Genomic DNA, 22,652 nt, shown 5'->3' with positions numbered 1-22,652 from the left:
CCATCTATTTTCTTTCCTTCCGCAGCGGCCCCGACAAATCATGGTCTCCTCTAGATTGAAAGCAGCCGCCCCATCACTTAAGTAACATCCAAAAAGCGGCCGGATTCATTTTTGGATTTTCGAACCCTCACTCTGATGAGAATTTCCCTACAAACGCTTCCTTTTCCGCTTACATGGTGGTTTTGGAGGCGTCTTTGTACATAGTTTGGGACTGATTCATTCACTGATACCCTTTTGGGACAGCCTCTTACACTTAAGCTGTGAACAAAAGACAGCATAAGCATGCCTAGTTGAAAATAAGCGAACAGCTAGGACTTTCCTCGGTAAGGCCGGAAGCGGGGCAGCTTCAATGGATTCACTTCTAATAAGAGAGTTAACACAAGCAAGCTGGTAATACCAAGGATGACCAAGCCAATCATAAAAGGTCCAGAAAACCCGCTTACGAACATAAAAACACCCATAACTAGAGTAGGAATTAAAGGTTCTCCGTAAGCCTTCCACCAATTCAAAGGAAAGCCCTCTAAATAAAAGAACCAGATCATAGAGAGTGCGGATACCGCCCAGCCTCCAGTGTAAACCCATACGGACCATATGGGATTGTAAGATATGATGAAGGGGACAATGGCTATTACAAAAATACCTGCGACTACCATTACCCAGAAATTCGCCTTTGTTTTCCCAATACCCGCAAGAATATTACCCCCTAACCGTCCAACGGATGAGAAAAAGCCTCCCAACGCCAGCAATCGGATATAAGCGGCTGAATCCCCTGTGGTATAGCTATTGCCGAACAAGAAGCCGTTAATTTGGTTTGGATATAAACAGATCAATAAGGTGAGCGGGTACATGATCAAATTATTATATCGGACACAAAGCGTGCCTCGACGTTTGCTTTCGGTCAAGTCTCGCGAGACCTCAGCTACAAACGGGAAGGTAACGATCATAAAGGCCCAAGTAACGATGCCGATAAAACCTGTTATTCGAATCCCATTCGCCAAGTACCCAACGGCAATAACCGAGCTGGATCCAATCATCATGACCATAAAAGGCTGTTGGAAAGCCTTCGCAATAGTTCCTGCCCAGAGCGGAACGCCGTACTTCAGCATTTCCTTGATCTGCAAAAAAGAGACAGGTCCCCACCATACGGGATGATGTTCTTTTTCAACCTTCCAGCATATATAGGCTGCAGCGAGTATAGCACCGACTCCCATCCAGAAGGAGACTCCCCATAGAACTGAGTTAGAGCCGAGCGGCCATAATACGCCTAGCAATGTTCCCGATGTAGAGAAAATCGTCGAGACAACCATGAAAAATGCTTGTGTCTTGAAATCACGGCTTCCGGAGAAGGAGGATACCCCAATATTGATAATCGAGTTGAAAACTAACATTACAGAGCTTATTATGAGTGCCCCTTTGAGTTCAGGAAGCTTATATGCATTAGATAAGATGGGTGCCAGAATAGTAAGGAGTAAGCTCAGTACGACTGCAAAAAAAACACTGCCAAGCAATGCCAGCCGAAGTTTGGATTGGATGGCTTCTTTTGCCTGTGTAGAGAAAGTATATACTAGTGAAGAGGTGAAACCGACGTTAAGGAAAAGAGTGACCATCCCGAATACTTGAAGCAGCAGATTCACTTCACCGAATTTGGCGGGATCGTCTAAGACACGTGCGAGAATGATACTTCCTACGGTTTGCAGCAGCTGATTGATAAAAAGGCCTAATACAATGATGGAAAAGCTCCGTATTAAAAAGCGCTGATTGTCCTTTAAAGCAAGCTTGAGTTGCGGCATGTGAAACCATCACCTTCTTAGTTGAAATTACCGCTTTATCGTACCAAAATTGGCAGTAGCTTTTCAATGACTATATTTTGTTGTTGTATGCATATGTGCAAGTCAGTCCATTGACTTCCTGATTTGAGAATGATAATCTTTATCAATAAAGTCTGTTATTGTTGAGGTGTTGAATCTGAAAATATTGGATAAAATTGAAACCTTCATCGTCCTTTCCGAATGTAAGTCATTTACTGATACGGCCAAACGTCTGTATTGCTCCCAACCAACGATCAGCAATCATATTCAGCAGCTAGAGGAACTGTTTAATGCCACCTTGTTTCACCGTTCAGGAAAAACGGTTCAATTGACTAAGCAAGGTGAGGTTTTGCTGGAATATGCCAAGCAAATAACCAAGCTCATTGAAGATGCATCGTTGCAAATGAAGAATATCTCAAGGCAGGACAGTAATTTGTCTATTTATGTGAGCAATTACATTGCCGGTTATTTCTTTTCGGACATCCTTCAACATTTTCATCATGTGTATCCCAAGCAATTATTAGAGATTTATACCCAATGCTATGATGATCTGATACGCTCTTTACGGGAAGGGAAGACGAATTTTGCTTTTTTACCGCTCTATCCAGAGGATGAATATATTCGGGCCGAGTTTGATATAACGGTTCTCTTTGAAGAGGACTTCCTGTTAGTTTTGCCAGTGGGTCATTCGTGGACTAACCGAAAGGTTATTTATTGTCGGGATTTACATAATGAAAATATACTGCTGCCGCAAAGCCTCTATTTACAGCAATATATTTCCGCTCAATTAGAGCAGCAACGGGTGAAGGTGCGTTTTTTACAAATGAGCAATTTTGAAATGATCAAACAAGCGGTCAAGTCGGAGCTTGGAATTGCTTTTCTCCCTTCTCAATCGGTTGTAGAAGACATCAATAATGGAAAGCTTATAACTAGAGCGGTGTCTTCATTAAGTATTAAACGGAAAAATGGCTATGTAACTCGCAAGCATACTCTTCTCAATTCAATCGAAACGGCGTTTTGCAAGGATGTTCAACAATATTTCCATGGGAAGAAACGTTCTCTGACTATGTAGAGGACGTTTTCTAAGTTTTGGGGTTGGGGGTGAGCGAAGCTTACCCCCTATTTGCAACCATGAACCATACCGTACCTCCATATTGGTAGGAACGTAGATGCTCTATTTTGCCATGGACACGTGATCATTCAAGTGGAACGGAAGCAGGGTGCTTTATTTGCATCCAAATGGAGCATTTGTGCAGGTTTGAGTCGAATTAAAGCATCGTAGTTCCGTGAAACCTTAAATTTGATAGGTTGCAAAGCAAATAACGGATTGACGTTCCGTAAGCTGCACAACCCGTTACATCGCTCCGAAAAGCACAACGCAAATATGAAAACAAAAGACGCCACAAAACGTTTTTTATGGCTTTTATCCGTTCTTTTTGCTATTAGAGGATGAATTAATAAATTTTATGATACCGTTTACATTGTGGTTTTGATTAGAGGAATAGTCCTATAGGCTACAATCATTCCATTTATTGATATTGATATTCATTATCATTTACGATAAGCTGTTTTTGTGTTGTTACATGTGCTGCGTATTAGCGGGTACTTCAACCCACAAATCATTTACTTTCATAGGAGGTTTTTTTATGTCCATTATCTACATAAAAGATAACAAGGAATTATTGCACATCGGGTTTCAAGACATTAAGAAATATCACGGTAACTTGGCGCTCATGGCTGTTGCGGTAGGATTTCGCAGCTTGCAGGCGGCATTTCAAGAGCTATTCGGCAGCGGAGCTCCGGATCGTAAAGAAATTTCGATCGTATCCGGTCATGGCGGTCCCGGCTTTAGAGATGCATTCGAATTTGTGACTCGTGCCGTAACACGGGGGGCTTATCAGGTGAATGTTGATTATCCTGCAGCTCAATACGATCCTCACCGGGCCCAATCCTATGCTTATGTTATTTCTACGACTGATGGAAAGTCGGTGGAAGTTTCGTTAAATGATGGTTTTCTGCCAATGGAATTTTACGATTTCTTGAAAAAAGGTCGTGAGAAAACGATGACAGAACAGGATACAGAGCGGTTTACCAAGATCAAGCAAGAGCTGTCGGACCGCGCATTGCTCTTACCTCAGGTCGAGCTGCTTACTGTAAGAAGAATTTCATAAATGCCAATATAAAATAACTAATCACGGAGGTTATAGTGTGTTAAAGCAAAAAATGATGAGGGTCTACATCTATTGTGTTCTTATCTTAACCTTATCCATAACAGGCTGCAGTCAGGCGGCTCAACCGGCAGCTCAGCCAGCTCAGGGCCAGGATTCCAAGTCAAGCGCTCCGGCAGCCATTGCGAGCATTCCTGAATTGAAAATCGGCCTTCCCGGCGATGCGGGCTTATTGAATTTCTATTCAGGCTCCAGCAGCTACGATTATTTGACAGAGCTTGTATATGACAAGCTATTTTCGCCATCACCGTATGTGGAAACTCCACAGCCATGGTTGGCTGAGTCGGCCAAGCAGATTGATCCTCTCACTTGGGTTGTCAAAGTGCGCTCGGGTGTCAAGTGGCATGACGGAAAGCCATTTACCGCTGAAGATGTGAAATTTACGTTTGAGTATTATCGTGATGGTCCTCCTAACCGGTATACCCATCATATGAGTGAGGTTCCACGGGTTGAGAAAATCACTTTGGACGACGCTTCTACAGTTCGCATGACATGCGCATATCCTTGCCCGACTCTAGATAGAATTACTTTGGCGGATTTGCCAATCCTTCCTAAGCATATTTGGGAGAAAGTGGACAATCCAAGAAAAGTGACAGATTTGCCAATCGGTACTGGCCCTTACAAGCTGGTAGATTATAAGACTGATCAATATTTGAAATTCCAAGCCAATGACGAGTTCTTTATGGGCAAGCCAGTTGTAGGCTCGATTGTTATGCCTATTATTAAAGACCCTACAGCTATGTTTAATGCTCTGCGTTCAGGCGAAATTGACGTGGCAGGCAGAAGCGTTTCTCCGGAGCTGCTGGATTCGTTTAAAAAGCTGCCTAACATGAAAGTCATCAAAACGTCGGAGCTGTCACTAGCGGAAATCCGAGTTAATTATGAAAAAGAACCGTTCAATCAGCCTGAGCTTCGACAAACTTTATCTCTGGCAGTTGATCGCAAATCGATAACGGATACGGTTCTCCTTGGAATGGGCAAGCCGGGACTTAAAGGCTACCCGCATCCGGATTCTCCCTGGACGAACCCGAATTTAAGCACGCCGTTCGATGCCGAGAAGTCCAAGGAGCTTCTGGAGAAGCTCGATTATAAGGATCGTGACGGAGACGGTGTAAGGGAAAATCAAGCAGGCAAGCAGCTGGACTTTTCTATTAAAGTAGCATCCACAGAGCCAACATGGATTCGATCGGCTGAAATGCTCAAGCAGCAGTTTGCCAAGGTAGGGATCAAAACTACTGTAGAAGTGTTGGATTCAGGTACTATCGGAACGTTATCACAGTCCAAAAAGTACGATATGTACATTAGCAGCATTGGACCGCATGGTGTGGCCGATCCGGATCAATTCATCATGTCGCATCGTTCCGGCTATTTATGGACGAAGGGACTTGCTTATCCGGAAATGGATAAGCTGACTGAGAAATGGATGGCGGAATCGGATGTGGAGAAACGCAAGAAGGTATCGTTTGAGATGCAGGAGCTGTTTAACCGTCAGCCGACTAGTATTGTATTGTTCTATCCGGATCAGAACTTCGCTTATCGTTCGGATAAATATGATCAGTGGGTAGAGTCGCTCGGCTTCGGTATTATTCACAAATATTCCTTCTTGCCTGCAGAAGCAAGGAAAGCGGCAACGGGAGCCAAATAAGACGGAGAGGAGTGAAGGGCGGATGAACGGCAGCACAGCGCCAAAGCAGACAGCAGGACGTTCCTTCTACGGATGGTTCGGCCGGAAATTCGCGCAGTATATATTGGTGTTGTTGATTGCTTTGTCGATCAACTTTGCTTTACCCCGACTTGCTCCCGGCGATCCGCTTATCTACTTTATGGGTCAGGAGATAAATACGTTGACTCCGGAACAACGTCAGCGTATCAATCGCGAACTGGGTCTTGATCAATCCGTTTGGGAGCAATATGGCAGCTTCATGATGGGCGCTGTGACTATGCAATTAGGCAGCTCAACTAAGTTTGGCAAGCCCGTAACCCAAGTATTGGCCGAAAGAATGCCGTGGACATTTCTGCTAGTGTTGCCGGCCATTATCATCAGCCCCATCATAGGCGTCATTTGCGGCGCCTTCGCGGCATGGAATAGAGGGAAGCGGCGCGATCTGGTGCTGCTGACCTCCATGCTGGCGGTAGAATCGATGCCGGGCTTTTGGGTCGGGATGCTCTTGATTGCTATTTTTGCCGTTAATCTGGGTTGGCTGCCCTCTTATGGAGCGGTGCCCTTGGTTAAGGCGGATACGGTTACCTATATAATCGAGATCGTACGACGGATGATCCTTCCTGTTGCTACGATTACGATTTCTACAGTCGGAACCTACTTCTTGTTAACCCGGTCCTCGATGCTTGACACATTGGGTCAAGATTATATTCTCATGGCAGAAGCCAAAGGTGTAAGCAAAAGGAGAGTCATCTACAGGCATGCTCTTCGCAATGCCCTGCTGCCGGTTTATACCCATATTACGATGAGCCTTGGCATTCTCGTAAGCGGGGCGGTAGTCGTGGAGACGGTATTTTCCTATCCCGGGATCGGTCGGCTGCTGTTCGAAAGCGTCACGGCCAGGGATTTTCCGATGATGCAAGGTGTTTTTCTAATGATTACGGTTGGTGTTATTGCAGCGAACCTGCTTGCCGATTTGACTTATCCATTGGTTGATCCTCGTGCGCGGTTTAGAAAGACGTTGGAGGGATCAGCATGAATCACACAATGGCCAAAAAGATTGGCATTGCCGGCATTCTTATGTTGTCCTTTATTTTATTGCTGGCCATTATCGGGCCGCTTGTTGTTCCATTCAGTTCCTATGACCAGACTGGACTGCCACTCCAAGCACCTGGCGGGCTCCATATGTTAGGCACTAACGATATGGGGCAGGATATTGCTGCCGAGTTGGTAGAAGGCGCCCGAGTCTCCCTGTTGATAGGTATAGCTTCTGCTATCCTGGCAACCTTGATAGGAGCTTTGATCGGACTGCTGGCCGGGTATTCGGGCGGCTGGCTGGATAATCTGTTCATGAGAATAGTTGATGTCAGCTTAACACTTCCATATTTGCCGTTAATGATCGTCATCGGTGTATATATGGGGCCAAGCCTCATCACACAAATTTTCATTATCACTTTGGTGATGTGGGCGGGAAAAGCACGTGAAATCCGCTCGCAGGTGATGTCCCTGCGGACCCGTGGGCCTGTGCTTGCTGCCCAGTCCATGGGGGCGAGCGGCGCTTACTTGCTGCGCCGTCATATATTTCCCGGAATCATTCCTTTATTGATTCCTCAATTCGTACGTGCGGTCAACACATCGATTTTGCTGGAATCCTCGTTAAGCTTTCTGGGGCTTGGCGATCCATTGTCCAAAAGCTGGGGAAGCATATTGTTTTACGCTAACGCCAGAAGTGCATTTTTAACAGATGCCTGGATGTGGTGGGTGCTGCCTCCAGGACTATGCATCGTCATTACTGTTGTTTCATTTTCCTTTCTTGGATACTGGATGGAGGAACTTATCAGCCCGCGTCTGCGCTCTTATCTTGCCGTGTTGTCTGGAAAAAAAGCTTCGGCTCCGAACCTTCTCTCCACCCGCACAATCACTTCTTCCTCGCACGCGCCGGTGCTTGAAGTTGACGGCTTAACTATCGGTTATCCTAAAGGATCGGGAATGGTTCATGCAGCGAAATCGGTAAGCTTCTCAGTAGGAAGAGGAGAAGTGCTGGGCATTGTTGGGGAGTCGGGCAGTGGTAAGTCTACGGTAGCATCTTCGATCATTCAGCTTTTGAAGGCGCCGGCTGTGCTTTTGGATGGAGCAGTCCGCTTCTGCGGCACCAATCTTACATCATTGTCTGCGGAGGAAATGCAGCGCTTGCGCGGGAACCGGATAGCTCTCATTCCACAGGCGGCAATGAATGCTTTAAATCCGGTTATGACCGTAAGAGCCCAACTTGCAGAAGCCATCTTGTCCCATCGCAAGATGAGCAAGCTTCAAGTGAACAACCGGATTAACCTGCTGCTCAAGCAGGTTGGCTTGGCACCGGAGCGCGGTTCCGCCTATCCTCATGAGCTTAGCGGAGGAATGCGCCAAAGGGTTATCATTGCGATGGCTTTGATCAACGATCCGGACCTTGTCATTGCGGATGAACCGACAACCGGATTGGATGTCAAGGTCCAGCTTGAAATCATTGAGCTGTTGAAGCATTTGCAAAAGCAGCTCGGCTTGTCCATGGTATTCATTTCGCATGATCTCCCGGTTGTATTAAAATTATCCGACCGAATTGTCATCATGAATCAAGGGGAAATTGTTGATCAGGGTACCTCGAATACAATAGCCCGCATTTCAGCGCATCCTTATACACGCCGTTTAATTGACTCGGTTCCAAGATTAACAGGCAGCAACCAGGAACCAAAGTACTCTTATTCTTATGGAGGCATAGAGCATGGTAGCTAAAAAAACGGTCAAAGCACCCGCAAACTCTACCGGAATACTAGAGGTAAGAGGTCTGCGCAAAGCCTATAAGACCCGTGGCTCCCTTGTGACGGTTTTGAATGGGGTCGACTTTACCGTTGGAGATAACGAAACCGTAGGGCTGGTTGGCTCTAGCGGAGCCGGAAAAAGTACAATTGGCCGCATTATAGCGGGATTGGAGCAGGCAGACAGCGGAAGCATGGACTACTTGGGACAAGAGCTGCAAGCTATGAAGCCTAATGAGCGCAGACTTGCTGCCAAATCGATCCAGATGATCTTTCAGGATCCCTATGAATCATTATCTCCACGTATGACCATTGAGCAGCTAGTTTCCGAGCCGTTGATTATTCAGAAGCAGGGCAAGGACAGAAGCATGCGCAGGCAGCTCGTGCTGGAGGCTCTGGAAGAAGTATCCTTAACTCCGCCTGAGCGTTTTATTGACCGTTATCCGCATGAATTATCCGGAGGGGAACGCCAACGTGTAGGGCTGGCAAGAGCTTTCATCTGCCGACCGCGTCTCATTGTCGCAGATGAACCTACTTCCATGCTCGATGCTTCTTTACGGCTGGAGTTACTGCAGGCAATGGCACAGCTGCGCGAGCGTCACCGCATCTCCTATTTATTTATTACTCACGACATAGCATTGACACGCAATTTCTGTGACCGGTTGCTTGTGCTTGATAAAGGAGAGATCGTCGAAGCCGGTAATTCCGGTACAGTAATCGATCATCCGCAGCATCAATTCACCCGGAGTTTAATTCAGGCTTTAATGGATTTAAATCGAATCTAGCTTTAAAGAGCGGGAATGTATGACAGAAAGGGAGACTCCATGTGAACAAGAATACTGACTTTCTCATGCTGCACGCTAACAGCAGCTTTGCAGAGCAAAGAGTGAATCATCTCTATTTTCAAGAGCATTTTACTTTTATAGATATGTATGAGCTGTCCCATTACGATCTTGAGCCTTATAAGTGTTTAGTTATCAACGGTTTGGTTGATCAGGAGCTTTTGAATAAAGAGCAGGATCTCATTCGCGGTTTTTTGGATCAGGGCAAGATGCTTATGTTTTTTGGCCATTTGTTTCGTCCGTGGTTGCCGGGAGGCTCGATGTTCATACCGAAGACAATCCGCAGTCATACCGATTACAAGGTTACCTTTCATCAACCGCATCCGATCTTTGAAGGTGTGACGAGCGATGATTTGACTTTCAATAAGGGAGTATCCGGTTTTTTCTCAAGAGGTCATCACCCGGTTCCTGAGCATGCTGAAGTGCTGTTGACTTTAGCGGGTGTGGAGCCGATCACATACATTGATCGAAGCAGCACGAAGGGGACGATACTGGTTCATTCAGGCGCCGATTTTTTCAGCTACAGAGACCGCAAGGATACAGCCGGACGCGTCACTTCCCAATTGATGCAGTGGACTCAGGATGAGTACCGCAGCATTCAAGAAAGGAATGCGGGCTAATGAGAAAAATTGCAGCTTTATACGGGGGTACCTCCCATGACTATCGCAGCTTGAACGAGCCTAAATACAAGCAATATCTTCACGAAATCATCTATCTTCCCGAGTTTGAAAATACATCGCTGGATGGCATTGATGTATTGCTGGTTCCATCTCAGCTGCATCTGGGGTTGCTTATGGCCGCCAAAAATAAAATTTGGGAATTCGCTGAAAATGGGGGAACTGTGATCGCTCTCGGCTCCCAGCCCAAGACGTGGATTCCTGGACAAAATTGGGAATTCAGACCAACGAATTTCTGGTGGTGGCTCGACAAGGAAGCCGGGAGCGGGCTCATATTGAGCAAACCTGAGCATGATTTATTCCAATACATTACCTTGGAAGATGCTACCTGGCATTATCATGGTGTGTTCTGGCCGCCTGAAGGCTCGGAGGTGCTTATATCGACCGAGGATACCGGGGCTATTCTCTATATTGATAAAGTTAGCACGGCAGGCACTTGGATTGTGACGACTCTCGATCCGGAATATCATTATGGCTCCTATTTCATGCCGGCTACCGAGCGGTTTCTCGATGGATTTCTGCCGTGGGTTGCAAAGGGCCATTGGTAATGATCCGCATCAGCAATTTAACCAAGAGCTATGGAGGACGTATTGTACTTAATGGGTTGAATCTGGAACTGCAAACAGGGGAGTTTGCCTACTTGCAGGGACGGTCAGGCTCAGGGAAAAGTACTTTATTGAAGCTGCTGTACCGCGATTTGGCGGACTATACCGGGGAGATCGAAATTGGCGGAAGCTTGATTGGCGATATTCCGAAATATCATCTGCGCAGAAAGATCGGCGTTATCTTTCAATCCTTCGAGCTGCTTGAACGAAAAACTGTGCTCGAGAATGTCGCCTTGACGGGTGAGGTGCTGGGACAGTCCAGAGAGCATATCGAAAAGCAGGCTTTCCGGCTGCTTGATAGGGTTGGATTAAAAGGCAAGGAAGAGATGCTTCCGCATCAATTATCCGGCGGAGAGCAGCAGCGAGTGGCCATTGCGCGCGCTTTGCTTAGTCGTCCCGCTCTTCTGCTGGCGGATGAACCAACGGGAAATTTGGACCCTGAAACGGCTGTTCAAATGCTGGCTTTGTTAAGAGAGCTGCATGCAGAGGAGAACATGTCCATGCTTGTCGTCACACACTCGGAGCGATTGATCGAAAGATTCCCGGCAAGAACATTGCTGATGGAAGATGGAAGGATACAAGGAGCATGAACCTACTTAACTATTATATCAGGGACGCGCGGGAAGGAATCAGGCGAAATATGGGAGCCGCTGCAGCCGCAGCGGCTCTGATTTTTATTGCTATGACGATAGCGGGAATCTTGTTTCTCGTTCGATTCGGAGCCGGAGATCTGATGAGGTATTTGGACTCACAGGTAAGCGTCAAAGCCTATCTTGAGCCTTCAGTTGATTCATCTGAGGTGGCACGAATTTTACAGCGCAACAGCTATGTGAAATCCGTAGAGATAGAGACGAAGGAGCAAATGCTCGACAGGCTGTCCGTGTTTTTTCAGGGAAGGGAGCATCTGCTCAGCGCCTTTAAGGAGAGCGCTATTCCAGATGCGGTTCACTTGAAGCTGACTGACAACAAGAACGCATCGAAGATTGCGGGGGAGCTGCGCTCCATACAAGGAATAACCGAGGTGATCTATCCTCAGCAATTTGCTGCAGCGTTAGAAAGTGGTTCTGATTATGTCAACAGGTATGGCATGGCACTGCTTCTTTTTTTCGTTATCATATCGTATTTGACGGTCTATATTGCGATTAATCTTGCTTTATTTCAGAGGGAAAAAGAAATTCGTGTCAAGCTGCTGCTGGGAGCGAAACCGCTGCATGTGAGGGGGCAGTTTTTATTCGAGGGAGGGCTGACAGGATTCATGGGCAGTCTGATGAGTGTGTTGGCCCTTTATTTGTTATATTCCTATATGCTGTTCCCACTTCAGCACCAATTCCCGTTTATTTTCACCTTTTCGATGAACATGCTGTACGGAACGATGGTTGGGATTATAGCAGCGGGTACGGCCGTAAGTCTGTCTGCGGCTTATTTTTCGACAAGGAAGCTGATCGGGTATGCGTAAATGGGGGCTGTTTACGGTATTGTTCGCTCTCCTGACTGCTGCTAGTGCGTATGCTCATCTTACAGGAGCTTTTGCCGATTTTCTGGTTACTATTCAGGATACAGAAACAACCAGTAAGCTGACAGAGGAAATGCGCAACACAAGGCAAGAAATCGAAGCATTGAAGCCGAAGCTGGAGGCTATGGAGCTGGAATATGGGAAGCGGCAGCAGAACGCTGTCAAGAAGCTGAAGTTCTATAGTGAATTCGGTTTGGACACATGGATGACTCTGATGCTGCAATCGGAGCAACTGGTTGATATGATGGGGAGTCAGTGGCTTCTGGAGCGCAATTTGGACAGGTATATGCAGGAGCTCGATGCTCTGTACCAGGAATACACTCAGCTGCGGTTGACCAAGGGAGCACTCGAAGGACATGGGCGTCTGCTAGCTATGATTGAAGATAATTTGAGTGCCAGAACCAAGTTTTTATCGCAAAATCCAAATGTGGAAATTGATCAGCTGGCTAACTTTTTGGATATTGACTGGTCCTCCGAGGTGGAAGTGAAGCTTATTGCCGGGCTGAAGCAGGATCAGGAAACGATCGACAAGGAGCTTACGCAGTGGGCTGTTGCATCACCTGACGGATCTTCTTATAAGCTTGACGAAGCATGGCTGAATGGAAAAAGCGGTCTGGAGTATTTCTTTCGCTCTGACCATCTTTATGTGCTGTTCAAAAAAACGGATCTTCACGTTATTTTAATTGGCCGGATTACACAAGGAAACGGGGAGTATGCGGGTCTGGAATTCGAAGCTGGATTTTTTAATGGCTTCCTGATGCCTGACACGTTAATGAAAGAGCTGCAGGGCTTCCGTATTCCTTACGGTAAGCTGCCGGGAAGATCCGGTTCGCTTAATGTGCAACAGACAGCAGGAGCTTTACTGATAAAATCCAATGACTAAGGGGGTTGAAGAGGAATGTATGCAAGAATGATTTATTTTTTAATAGCACTGCTGCTGCTTATGCCATCAGCTGCTCTGGCTCACATCGTTAATGAAAATAGTCTGTACGAGGATATCCAGTACTCCGATGCGAAAGCTCAAATCTTATATCTGAGCGGATTAGGAGTCATTGCGAGTGACCATAGCGCCTCCTTGTTTAAACCTAAGGACAAGCTGACAAGGGCAGATCTGGCTTATTGGGCAGGCAGCTTCTTGAAGCTGAGCGCAGCAAGCACTAAAGTGCAAGACATTCAGAATGCGGCTTTGGCCAAAGGACTTGTCACAAGTCTGCAAGGAAACGCCACCTATGAGGACGTCAATAGGGCTTATTTTCAAGGTCAAGGGAAGGTGAAGCAGCCTGAGAGTGAGTTGACAAGGGAAGACTTTGTCTTATTTATGGCAGACTATCTTCGTATCCCGGTTAACGGCCAAACGCTGTTTGAGCGGGCTGGTTTCTTGAAGGGGCCGGCAGGTGCCGTCGAGCAAATTACCGTTCAGGAGCAGAAGGACGAAACCGGCAAATCAGTTCAAGTATATTCCTTACAACTAAATGGGAAAAGCTACTCGCTTAGCGCACATCCCAAAGTAGTGAATGGTTTAACGGATCCAACATCTTGGAAAGGGAGCAGCATTCAGGAAGCCTGGCTAATAAATGCGGAAGGCAAGGAGCAGCTTCAGCTTATTACATTTGAGAAGCGAGAGCACAAAGACATGCAGGCTCCAGCTCCAGTAGGAGGCGGGCAGCAAGGAGGCCTTACACAAGCACATTCCGGTCATACCCCTGATGCTTCGTCAGCCCAACTGGATGCCAAGACCAGTTTTCCCTATGTTCCTGCCATCGCAGGCTTGCTGCTGATTATTGTTGCAGGTTGGTTATTTATTAAAAAGCCTTCATCATACCGTGCGCGCAAATAACCTTTAATTGGGTTTGTTCACCATTACGATAAAGCGGATTGTGCGTACCGCATTTTATTGAATAATAAATTTTTGTTGACAGAAAGTTCGTTCAGGTTCTATACTTGGGTACAATAATGAATATACGGTTAGGCACGAGTCCTGGAGAAAACCTTATCCGTAATCATATCCGTCCTATTGGGGGTGGATGTGTTTACTGTGATAAGGTTTTTTTTGTTTTTTTCCAGTGCTGCTAACAATTTTACTTGAGAGTGAGGCAGACAGAGTGAGAGGATACATTTTTGACTTGGATGGTACGGTATATTTGGGAGACAAGATGATAGATGGGGCTTCAGAGGCTATTCAAGCTTTAAGAGCTCGTGGAGACAAGGTAGTGTTCTTGTCCAACAAACCTATTGCAACCCGACAATCCTACGTAGATAAGCTGAATAAAATGGGAATTCCGACAAGCCTGGAGGACGTATTGAACTCTTCGCAAATTGTTGCCCAATACTTGCAGCGGCGTCTTAAAGCCGGAGAAAAAGTTTTTGTTATTGGAGAAGAGCCAATCAATGAGGAGCTTGCGGAATATGGGATTCCCATAACGCATGAAAGCGACAGCGCCGAGTATGTTGTATTATCATGGGATCGGCAGTTTACTTACGATAAACTGAACAGCGTGTATCAAGCGGCTGTCAAAGGCGCCGTTGTCATCGCCTCCAACCCGGATACGACATGTCCGTTGGACGGTGGGCAAATTCCCGACACAGGCACATTCATCGCCGCACTTGAGGTAGCTACGGGGAAGGCGATTGATTTGGTTGTCGGCAAGCCATCATTAATAGCAGCAGAGGCGGCCGTTGCCCATCTGGGCTTGGATTATAAGGACTGCTTGATGATTGGTGATCGATTGGAAACGGATATAAAAATGGCTAATGAGGCAGGCATGGTATCCGTCCTTGTACTGACTGGAGTCAGTACGGCAGAAATGGCGGAGCTGACAACCCACCGTCCCCACCATATTGTTTCAAGTATTAAAGATGTCGTAGATTTATAACCAACCATGTTATAATGTTCTCACTTCAACGAAAGGCGGGGAACTGATTGTATCCGATTGTCGATCTGGTAGAACATCAAACCATTGCAGCTGTACAGAGATTAGAAGATATGGATCTAGCTATTAAAAGTCAAGTTAATATTGTTTTCCTTCTGGTAGGGTCTATCTTTAACATCAAGGATTTGGTGGACCAAGTGAAAGCAGCCAACAAGCAAGTATTTATTCATATGGAGTTTATCGAAGGTATTGCGGCTGACCGCAGCGGTGTTGCGTATGTCGCACAATATATACAGCCTACCGGAATCATCTCTACCAAGAGCAACTTGATTAGAGGAGCTAAGGAAGCCGGTTTAATGGCGATACAGCGTATATTTTTGATTGACCGAAGTGCCGTTGTCAGAGGTATTAAGGCGGCTGAGCAGAGCAAGCCTGACGCGATTGAAGTGATGCCGGGTATCATGCCCCGAGTCATTAGGGAGATGACAGATATGACCTCCCTTCCGATTATAGCAGGTGGCCTTGTCGGGACGCATCAGGAGATTGAGGATGCACTCGAAGCAGGAGCACTTGCGGTATCTGCAGGAACATCTGAATTATGGTGAAGTTAAATAGCCTCTAATTCCAAGCGGGAGAGATTATCTGAGAAACCTCTTTGGAAAAGGTGCGGGTTTATTGCACTTTTTCTACTGGGGTTTTTCCTATTTAAATTTTAAGGAGGTGAGTTAGCATGGATAGTGTTTGGCATATCACCCATCTGGAATTAACGATACGCATACTGCTGGCTGCGGGACTGGGAGGCTTGGTAGGACTTGAGCGTGAATGGAATAATCATGCGGCAGGTTTGAGAACGCACATTCTGGTCTGTATTGGATCTGCAGCCATCATGTTGCTGTCTATATATGGGTTCTCACAATTTGTAAATGAGGTCAATGTGCGTACCGACCCTGCGCGGTTGGCAGCTCAGGTCATCAGCGGTATCGGTTTTCTGGGAGCTGGAACCATTATGCGTACCGGCTCTACCGTATCGGGGCTGACGACAGCGGCATCCGTTTGGGTAGTGGCAGCTATTGGCTTATGTGTGGGAGCGGGTTTCTTTTATTGCGCTGCTCTGGCAACCGTTATGGTGCTCTTAAGCCTGTTTGTATTAAACAAATGGGAGAAGCACTTGATGCGAAACCGGAGAACCATGGAGGTGGTGATTAAAATTATTGACAGGCCAGGTGCTCTTGGAAATATCGCGACGAATTTTGGAAAACATGGGATTCAGATCGTCAATGTCAAAATGAGACCGGAAGGAACCGTTGAGGTTTCGGGCATTGAAGAACCGGTGATGGAGCTATGCTTCAGCTTGAAATCCAAGCAAGGGGAGACGCTTCTGTTGGCGATGGAAGGGATCTCTGCTTCCGGAGATATACTGTCGATGGAATCCAAGGGCCTGGCAAAACCGGATAGTATGAAAGGATCTGCTTTGGAAGCGCTTTGATTGAGTTGCATACATTGTATTCTTCTTGTTTTAATGGTAATATTAAGATTTCATGTAGGTATTGACTATCGATAGGTGATATGGGATAATTTTAAATGAATTAAGAAAACGCTTTATTTCGTTCAATAACGATTGGGTGCGGAGATCATTGAGACAACCCAAGAGACGAACGGACCGTGCGTATTTATGCCGGCTCCTTTCTGTTTCTTGTGTTCTCGATGCTCTCCTTTTTTGCATTCTCTGTTATAGTTGAGTGGATGCGTTTCTATCTAAATTGATAAGAAGAGAAAGGGGTATTTTAACAATGAAATTGAATAAATGGCTTTCTGTACTCACTGTTTCTTCTATGTCCTTGGGCTTGGCGGTAGGCTGCTCTAACAATGCAAGCCAACAAACGGAGGTAGCAAAAGCTCCTGCAGCCGACAATTCTCCGGTTACTATCCAGTATTGGCATTCGCATGCAGAACCTCAAATTGCTGCTTTAAACTACATGATTGCCGAGTTCCAGAAGAAGTATCCTAACATTACGGTTGAGCCGGTTTACCAAGGCGGGTATCCTGATTTACATAAAAAGCTCCAGGCAGCCGTTGCGGCCAAGGATGTCCCTGCAGTGACGAACGTAGAGGTATCCGTTCTTCCGAACTTTGCCGATGGCGGAGTGTTTGCGGATATGACTCCCTACATCAAGCGGGATAAAGTGGATATGAACGATTTCTCCAAAGGTATGCTGCAGGCGTATGCTTATAATGATAAGCAATATGGATTTCCTCTAATCGTCAGCACAAGCGTCTTCGTTTACAATAAAACGTTGCTGGATAAGCTCGGCGTGAAGCCTCCGCAAACATGGGCTGAAATTGAGGACTTTAATAAAAAGGTGACATTGAAGGAAAACGGTAAAACCACTCGTTATGCATTCTCTGTACCTGGTTGGGATACTTGGTACTATGATCCTTGGGTTTCTAATGGCGGAGGAGCTATTCTGAGTCCGGATCACAAAAAAACAATGCTCGATCAGCCGGACAGCTTGAAATGGATTCAAAATTTCCGTAAATGGATGCAGGATGGCTCCATGCAAATGGGCTACGGAAAAGGTGCATCGGATACGATGAGGCAAATGTTCCTTGAAGAAAAGGTAGCCATGGTACAACATTCCTCCGCTATTATTAAAACATATCTGGAAAACGCCAAGTTTGAAGTAGGAGTTTCGTTCATTCCTGGGGATAAAGAAAGAAAGTCTCATATCGGCGGAGCAGGAATTGTTATGATGGAAGGCGCGCCGGCTAAGCAAAAAGAAGCCGCCTGGAAATTTGTTAGCTTTATGACAGGTGCTGAAAACAATATCAAATGGGCTGAAGGAACCGGATATTTGCCGACTCACAAGTCGGTTGTCACTACAGATGAAGGCAAGAAATACTTCGAAAAGCTGCCGCAATATAAAGCCGTATTTGAAAATTTCGACAATGTTGTAGGACGTCCGCAACATCCGGCTTATCCGGAATTCTCCAAGCAATATATGGAGGTCGTTGGTAAAATGATTCTTGAAAATGCTGACCCGGTACCTCTTATGAAAGATAGCATCAAAGAAATTAATAGAATCATAGCAGATCAATAAAGATAGGTTTTAGTCCGTAATGCGGGAGCCTAAGTAACCCGCATTACGGTTCATTATCGCAAGCGAGAGGGGAGTCGCGATGAAAGCGACGGACAGCAAATTACAGGTTGAAGTATTAGTTCGAGACAAGACCAGCCGAAAGGCTCCATCCAAGTTTATGGAAGGGTTTAAAGATTTTTCTTTTGCTTTACCCGCATTAGTTATTTTAGTTTTATTTATTTATTATCCATTATTTAATTCACTCTACCTTAGCTTCACTAATTGGAACATGACGAAGCCAGTGAAGAAATTCGTTGGGTTTGATAATTACACCTACTTATTGACCAGCGATACATTTTACAATGTATTAAAAATAACATTTACCTACACCGTTTTTGATGTATTTCTTACCTTGGGAATTGGACTTTTGTTGGCATTGTTGTTCAATTCCGTTTCAAAGTTCTACAATGTATTGCGTATGGTTATCTTTATGCCGCACTATATATCCATGGTTATCGTATCGATGATCTTTATATGGATTTTCAATGGGCAATTCGGATTGATGAATGAGCTGCTCAAGATGCTAGGAATCGAGCCTGTTCTATGGTTAACCAATACCCGCACGGCACTATGGGTGCTTATACTGGTATCCGTCTGGAAGGGCGTCGGCTTCACGATGATTATTTTTATTGCCGGTCTTAGAAGTATTCCGGTTGAGTATTATGAGGCTTCCAGCATTGACGGGGCTACCAAATGGACTCAATTTTGGAAAATCACGATACCTTTACTGTCTCCAACCTCTCTATTTCTGATCATCACTAATTTTATTTCATCCATGCAGGTGTTCCAATCCGTTGATGTAATGACGAACGGTGGACCGCTGGAATCAACCAAAGCTATGGTTTATTGGATTTACGAAATGGCCTTCACTGAATTTAGAACAGGCAGAGCATCAGCCTTGGTCATCTTATTCTTTATTATCATCATCATACTGACGAGTATTCAATTGTACATATCCAAGAAGAAAGTCCATTACGAAGGGTAGGTATATAGACAAATGAAGAGTCCGGTTTTAAAAACTACCCGTTTGATAGTGGCCATTTGCATCACGCTGATCATGTTTTTCCCGATCTACTGGATGATTGTGACGGCATTGAAGACGCCTGCCGAGCTAAGGCTGGCCATTCCGAGCTTTTGGCCTGAGAAGCTGATGTGGGAAAATTTTGCGACTGCATTCAAAACAATTCCTTTCTATCGCTTTACAGTTAACACAGTTATCCAAACGGTTGGAATAGTGTTTCTGCAAATCAACATTGGCATTATGGCAGCCTATGCCTTTGCAAAAGGCTCATTTGTTGGAAGAGATAAGCTGTTTGTTCTTGTTCTTGCTGCGTTGATCGTCCCTGAGCAGGTCGTATTTGTTCCGATTTATGTGATGATGTCTGATCTGGGCTGGATCAATACTTATTATGCACTTATAATTCCTCATGCAGCTTCGGCTTATGGAATTTTCTTGTTGCGTCAAATGTTCAGATCCATTAATAATGATGTTATAGAGGCAGCTAAGGTAGATGGCGCAAATCGACTTCAGGTTCTATATAGAATCTTGACCCCTATGGCAATGCCCACTGTAGTGACATTAATTGTTATCAGCTTTATTCACAGCTGGAACTCCTATTTCTGGCCGCTCGTTATGACTAATTCCAATACCATGCGTGTATTAACTGTTGGTGTAGCAATGATGCGTGACTCCATAGGAGGCAACGAATCGTTAAATTTCCATCTGCTTATGTCAGCCAGCTTATTAGTTATACTGCCGATTGTCATTGTGTTTGTATTCGCTCAAAAATATATCGTGGCTGCAATGGCGAATTCAACATTTAAGTAGACACTTATAAAAAGGAGAGATTCGAAATGGGATTAGATCAAACTTTAGTAATTGCTCACCGGGGTGCCAAAGGCGAGGCGCCGGAAAATACATTAGGGGCTTTTCGACTGGGGCTTGAACAAGGCTGCGACGGTATCGAATTGGATATTCATTTGACCAAGGACGATGAAATTATCGTCATCCACGACTCTACCTTGGATAGAACGACAGACATGACAGGCTCCGTCCATGATATGAGGCTTGAGGAGATCAAGAAAGCTGACGCGGGCCGGTGGTTCCACGAGAAGTACGAGGGTGAAAGGGTGCCTTTGTTAGAGGAGGTGTTTGATCTCGTTCCTGCGGAGGTGATGATTAATGTGGAAATTAAACATTCAACTGAAGGCAGGCTGGAACCGCTGCTGCTTGATTTAATGAAGAAAAAGGACCGTATGCATAATGTAGTTGTATCCTCCTTTAATCATAAAAACTTGCTTAATTTAAAGAAATTGGAACCTGAAGCGAAGGTCGGTCTGCTGTATGAACTCAATACAGGGAGCAATTCAGATTTAGTCGATAGCTTCGAAGCTACATTATACTCACTGCATCCGAATTATAAAGGGATGGATAAAGAGACAGTATCTGATGCAATTGCACTTGGATTGAAGGTATATCCCTGGACAATTAATGACGAGGATCAAATGGCATTAGCTATCGACTATGGAGTATCAGGGATCATTACGGATTATCCTGGAAGGCTGCGGGAATTGCTGCAGCAAAGAAGACAGCAGGGAGCGGCGGAATGAAGTCATCCTTACTGCTGCCGACGCTGATTTGTACGCTTCTCTTAACCGCTACCGGCTGCCAACAACAGCCGGCAGCGGTGGAAGTCAAGCCTGCTTCAGCGGCGGCGGCTTCGCCCAATACTGCTGCACCGAAGGAAAAGCCTGCCACGGGTGCAGCGGGTATTACACAGGAAGAAGCGGGAATCAAATTCCGCGTTGATATGCCAGAGATTAAGCCTTTCCTTCAGAAAGCCAAGCCTGGCCCTATTGTTCCGGCGCTATTGCAAAACGCGGTTCCACAAGGGCTCGCTTACGTAGAGGATAAAAAGTGGATGCTGGTTTCCCATTACAGGGAGGATGGCAAGACAAGTCTCTTGTCCGTCATTGATGCCTCCTCAGGTAAAATGGTGAAGGCTGTCGAGCTTTACAAAAATACCGGCACCCCCTATACTGGTCATGCTGGCGGGATTACTGCCAGTAAACAGCATGTTTGGATTTCTTCGGACAAGGATGTTTATTATGTGAATTTGGAGGATATCATCAAAGCGGAAAATGGCGGCAAGCTTGCTTTTGCAGGATCTGTACAGAGTGACACACGCGCCTCCTTTACCGCTTATGAGGATGGCATTCTTTGGATCGGCGAATTTGCTCACGGAAGCGACTATCCGACGGATAAGTCCCATTATTTAATGAATAGGGATGACAAGCAGCATAAGGCCTGGGCAGAAGGATATAGACTTAATCCTGAGACTGACCTTCCTTCGGTGAAGCCGGATCAGGGTCAAGGACCGATTTCCCCGGATTATATTCTATCGCTGCCTGATCGAATTCAAGGAATGAGTGTAGCCAAGGACCATATCTGGCTTAGCCAGTCTTATGGAAGGAACAATGCGAGCACGCTGTATCGATTTAACATCAATATGACGGAGAAGCCTCATTCCAAAGCTGCAGTAAGATCGACAGAGGTTCCCGTATGGTTTTTGGACAGCAAGAACGAAGCAGACAAAATGGAGCTGCCTCCGATGTCAGAAGGCATATTTGAGTCGGCCGGCCAATTGCATATTTTGTTTGAATCCGGAGCTGCTAAATACAAGACCTCATCGAGCTACGCCTTGGATCGTATTCAAATATTGCCGTTAAATGAATAACAGCTCAAATGAATTGATATGGGAGGATATAATAATGATTCCAGGTCTGGCGCACAGAGGATACCCGAAGAAATACCCGGAGAATACGATACCTTCGTTTCAAGCAGCAATAGATTTATCCTTTAGTCATTTGGAGCTGGATGTTCAGCTGACCAAGGATGGAGTTCCTGTAGTTATCCATGATACGACAGTGAATCGTACTACGAACGGCAAAGGCCGAGTTATTGATTATACGTTTAACGAACTGCGTAAATTGGATGCAGGGGGAGGCTCGCCGATCCCGACACTGGAGGAAGTCTTGAGGCTAGCGAAAGGGCGGACTTCGGTGGATATTGAATTAAAGCAAAGCGGGAATCTGTATCCCGGTTTGGAAGAAAAGGTTCTTGAAGTAATTCACTCCTGCGAGGTTCTCGATCAAGTTTTTGTAACATCCTTCGATCATTACTCGATCGCCAGAATGAGGGAGCTGTCCGAGGAGATCGAGCTCGGCTTGGTCATCTATGGAGCGACCCCTTCGGTGTTCTCATTTGCCGAGCAAATCAGGGCGCGTTATGTATCGGTCAAATATATATACTTAACCGACGATTTTGTTCAACGCTGCGAGGAGCAAGGCATACAGCTTATCGCCTGGACGATAGATGATGAGGAAGAAATGCGTGAATTACGGAGCACATATCCGAATATATGGGTGTGTACGAACCAGCTGGAATTATGGAAGCAGTGTGTAGAGCAAGGGTAGCGCGTATAAAGGAGATTAGAGCTTAATATTTTGTTTGGCTC

General features: G+C 45.7%; 22 protein-coding genes. 21 read left to right on the top strand and 1 reads right to left on the bottom strand.

What is annotated here, in order from left to right; translation table 11 throughout:
• Nucleotides 1-308: 308 nt before the first annotated feature.
• Nucleotides 309-1,790, bottom strand: a complete 1,482-nt coding sequence (locus NV381_RS10740; protein WP_258213269.1) for an oligosaccharide flippase family protein — start codon at nt 1,788-1,790, stop codon at nt 309-311.
• A 184-nt stretch (nt 1,791-1,974) separates the two neighbouring features.
• Here NV381_RS10740 and NV381_RS10735 point away from each other — a divergent pair, with 184 nt between their 5' ends.
• From NV381_RS10735 to NV381_RS10635, 21 genes are all read left to right on the top strand, one after another.
• On the top strand, nt 1,975-2,880 hold the full coding sequence (locus tag NV381_RS10735) for a LysR family transcriptional regulator (protein ID WP_258213268.1): 906 nt from the start codon (nt 1,975-1,977) through the stop codon (nt 2,878-2,880).
• Nucleotides 2,881-3,454: 574 nt separating this feature from the next.
• The gene (locus NV381_RS10730) at nt 3,455-3,979 is read left to right on the top strand and encodes an FmdE family protein (RefSeq protein ID WP_258213267.1); all 525 of its coding nucleotides are present in this window, start codon (nt 3,455-3,457) and stop codon (nt 3,977-3,979) included.
• Between the two features lie 37 nt (nt 3,980-4,016).
• On the top strand, nt 4,017-5,681 hold the full coding sequence (locus NV381_RS10725; protein ID WP_258213266.1) for an ABC transporter substrate-binding protein: 1,665 nt from the start codon (nt 4,017-4,019) through the stop codon (nt 5,679-5,681).
• A 22-nt stretch (nt 5,682-5,703) separates the two neighbouring features.
• Nucleotides 5,704-6,735, top strand: coding sequence for an ABC transporter permease (locus tag NV381_RS10720; RefSeq protein WP_258213265.1), 1,032 nt, complete (start codon nt 5,704-5,706; stop codon nt 6,733-6,735).
• A complete protein-coding gene (locus NV381_RS10715) occupies nt 6,732-8,468 on the top strand; it encodes a dipeptide/oligopeptide/nickel ABC transporter permease/ATP-binding protein (protein WP_258213264.1) in 1,737 nt (578 codons plus the stop codon). Before NV381_RS10720 ends, NV381_RS10715 begins: the two co-directional genes overlap by 4 nt.
• A complete protein-coding gene (locus NV381_RS10710; RefSeq protein WP_258213263.1) occupies nt 8,458-9,276 on the top strand; it encodes an ABC transporter ATP-binding protein in 819 nt (272 codons plus the stop codon). Before NV381_RS10715 ends, NV381_RS10710 begins: the two co-directional genes overlap by 11 nt.
• A 41-nt stretch (nt 9,277-9,317) precedes the next feature.
• Entirely contained in the window at nt 9,318-9,953 is a 636-nt protein-coding gene (locus NV381_RS10705; RefSeq protein WP_258213262.1) for a phosphate starvation-inducible protein PhoH, read from the top strand.
• Entirely contained in the window at nt 9,953-10,558 is a 606-nt protein-coding gene (locus NV381_RS10700; RefSeq protein ID WP_258213261.1) for a hypothetical protein, read from the top strand. The genes NV381_RS10705 and NV381_RS10700 overlap by 1 nt, the downstream gene beginning before the upstream one ends.
• Complete coding sequence (locus NV381_RS10695) at nt 10,558-11,205, top strand: cell division ATP-binding protein FtsE (protein WP_258213260.1); 648 nt, start codon at nt 10,558-10,560, stop codon at nt 11,203-11,205. The genes NV381_RS10700 and NV381_RS10695 overlap by 1 nt, the downstream gene beginning before the upstream one ends.
• On the top strand, nt 11,202-12,071 hold the full coding sequence (locus NV381_RS10690; RefSeq protein ID WP_258213259.1) for a cell division protein FtsX: 870 nt from the start codon (nt 11,202-11,204) through the stop codon (nt 12,069-12,071). Before NV381_RS10695 ends, NV381_RS10690 begins: the two co-directional genes overlap by 4 nt.
• A complete protein-coding gene (locus tag NV381_RS10685) occupies nt 12,064-13,011 on the top strand; it encodes a hypothetical protein (protein WP_258213258.1) in 948 nt (315 codons plus the stop codon). The genes NV381_RS10690 and NV381_RS10685 overlap by 8 nt, the downstream gene beginning before the upstream one ends.
• 15 nt (nt 13,012-13,026) lie before the next feature.
• Complete coding sequence (locus tag NV381_RS10680) at nt 13,027-13,965, top strand: hypothetical protein (protein WP_258213257.1); 939 nt, start codon at nt 13,027-13,029, stop codon at nt 13,963-13,965.
• Nucleotides 13,966-14,230: 265 nt separating this feature from the next.
• Complete coding sequence (locus tag NV381_RS10675; protein WP_258213256.1) at nt 14,231-15,001, top strand: HAD-IIA family hydrolase; 771 nt, start codon at nt 14,231-14,233, stop codon at nt 14,999-15,001.
• Nucleotides 15,002-15,048: 47 nt separating this feature from the next.
• The gene (locus NV381_RS10670) at nt 15,049-15,603 is read left to right on the top strand and encodes a glycerol-3-phosphate responsive antiterminator (protein WP_258213255.1); all 555 of its coding nucleotides are present in this window, start codon (nt 15,049-15,051) and stop codon (nt 15,601-15,603) included.
• 125 nt (nt 15,604-15,728) lie between these two features.
• Nucleotides 15,729-16,484 (top strand): MgtC/SapB family protein, encoded by a 756-nt coding sequence (locus NV381_RS10665; protein ID WP_258213254.1) that lies wholly within the window; start codon nt 15,729-15,731, stop codon nt 16,482-16,484.
• 304 nt (nt 16,485-16,788) lie between these two features.
• Nucleotides 16,789-18,096, top strand: coding sequence for an ABC transporter substrate-binding protein (locus tag NV381_RS10660; RefSeq protein WP_258213253.1), 1,308 nt, complete (start codon nt 16,789-16,791; stop codon nt 18,094-18,096).
• 157 nt (nt 18,097-18,253) lie between these two features.
• Nucleotides 18,254-19,120, top strand: a complete 867-nt coding sequence (locus tag NV381_RS10655) for a carbohydrate ABC transporter permease (protein WP_258213283.1) — start codon at nt 18,254-18,256, stop codon at nt 19,118-19,120.
• Nucleotides 19,121-19,132: 12 nt separating this feature from the next.
• A complete protein-coding gene (locus NV381_RS10650) occupies nt 19,133-19,963 on the top strand; it encodes a carbohydrate ABC transporter permease (RefSeq protein WP_258213252.1) in 831 nt (276 codons plus the stop codon).
• 26 nt (nt 19,964-19,989) lie between these two features.
• The gene (locus NV381_RS10645; RefSeq protein WP_258213251.1) at nt 19,990-20,745 is read left to right on the top strand and encodes a glycerophosphodiester phosphodiesterase; all 756 of its coding nucleotides are present in this window, start codon (nt 19,990-19,992) and stop codon (nt 20,743-20,745) included.
• Nucleotides 20,742-21,872 (top strand): hypothetical protein, encoded by a 1,131-nt coding sequence (locus NV381_RS10640; protein ID WP_258213250.1) that lies wholly within the window; start codon nt 20,742-20,744, stop codon nt 21,870-21,872. The genes NV381_RS10645 and NV381_RS10640 overlap by 4 nt, the downstream gene beginning before the upstream one ends.
• 34 nt (nt 21,873-21,906) lie before the next feature.
• Complete coding sequence (locus tag NV381_RS10635; protein WP_258213249.1) at nt 21,907-22,611, top strand: glycerophosphodiester phosphodiesterase; 705 nt, start codon at nt 21,907-21,909, stop codon at nt 22,609-22,611.
• Nucleotides 22,612-22,652: the final 41 nt, after the last annotated feature.

The organism is Paenibacillus radicis (ex Xue et al. 2023) (genome assembly GCF_024722015.1).
GTDB lineage: Bacteria > Bacillota > Bacilli > Paenibacillales > NBRC-103111 > Paenibacillus_S.
The sequence above is the reverse complement of the archived record's forward strand: the minus strand, read 5'-3'. Positions and strand labels throughout refer to the sequence as shown.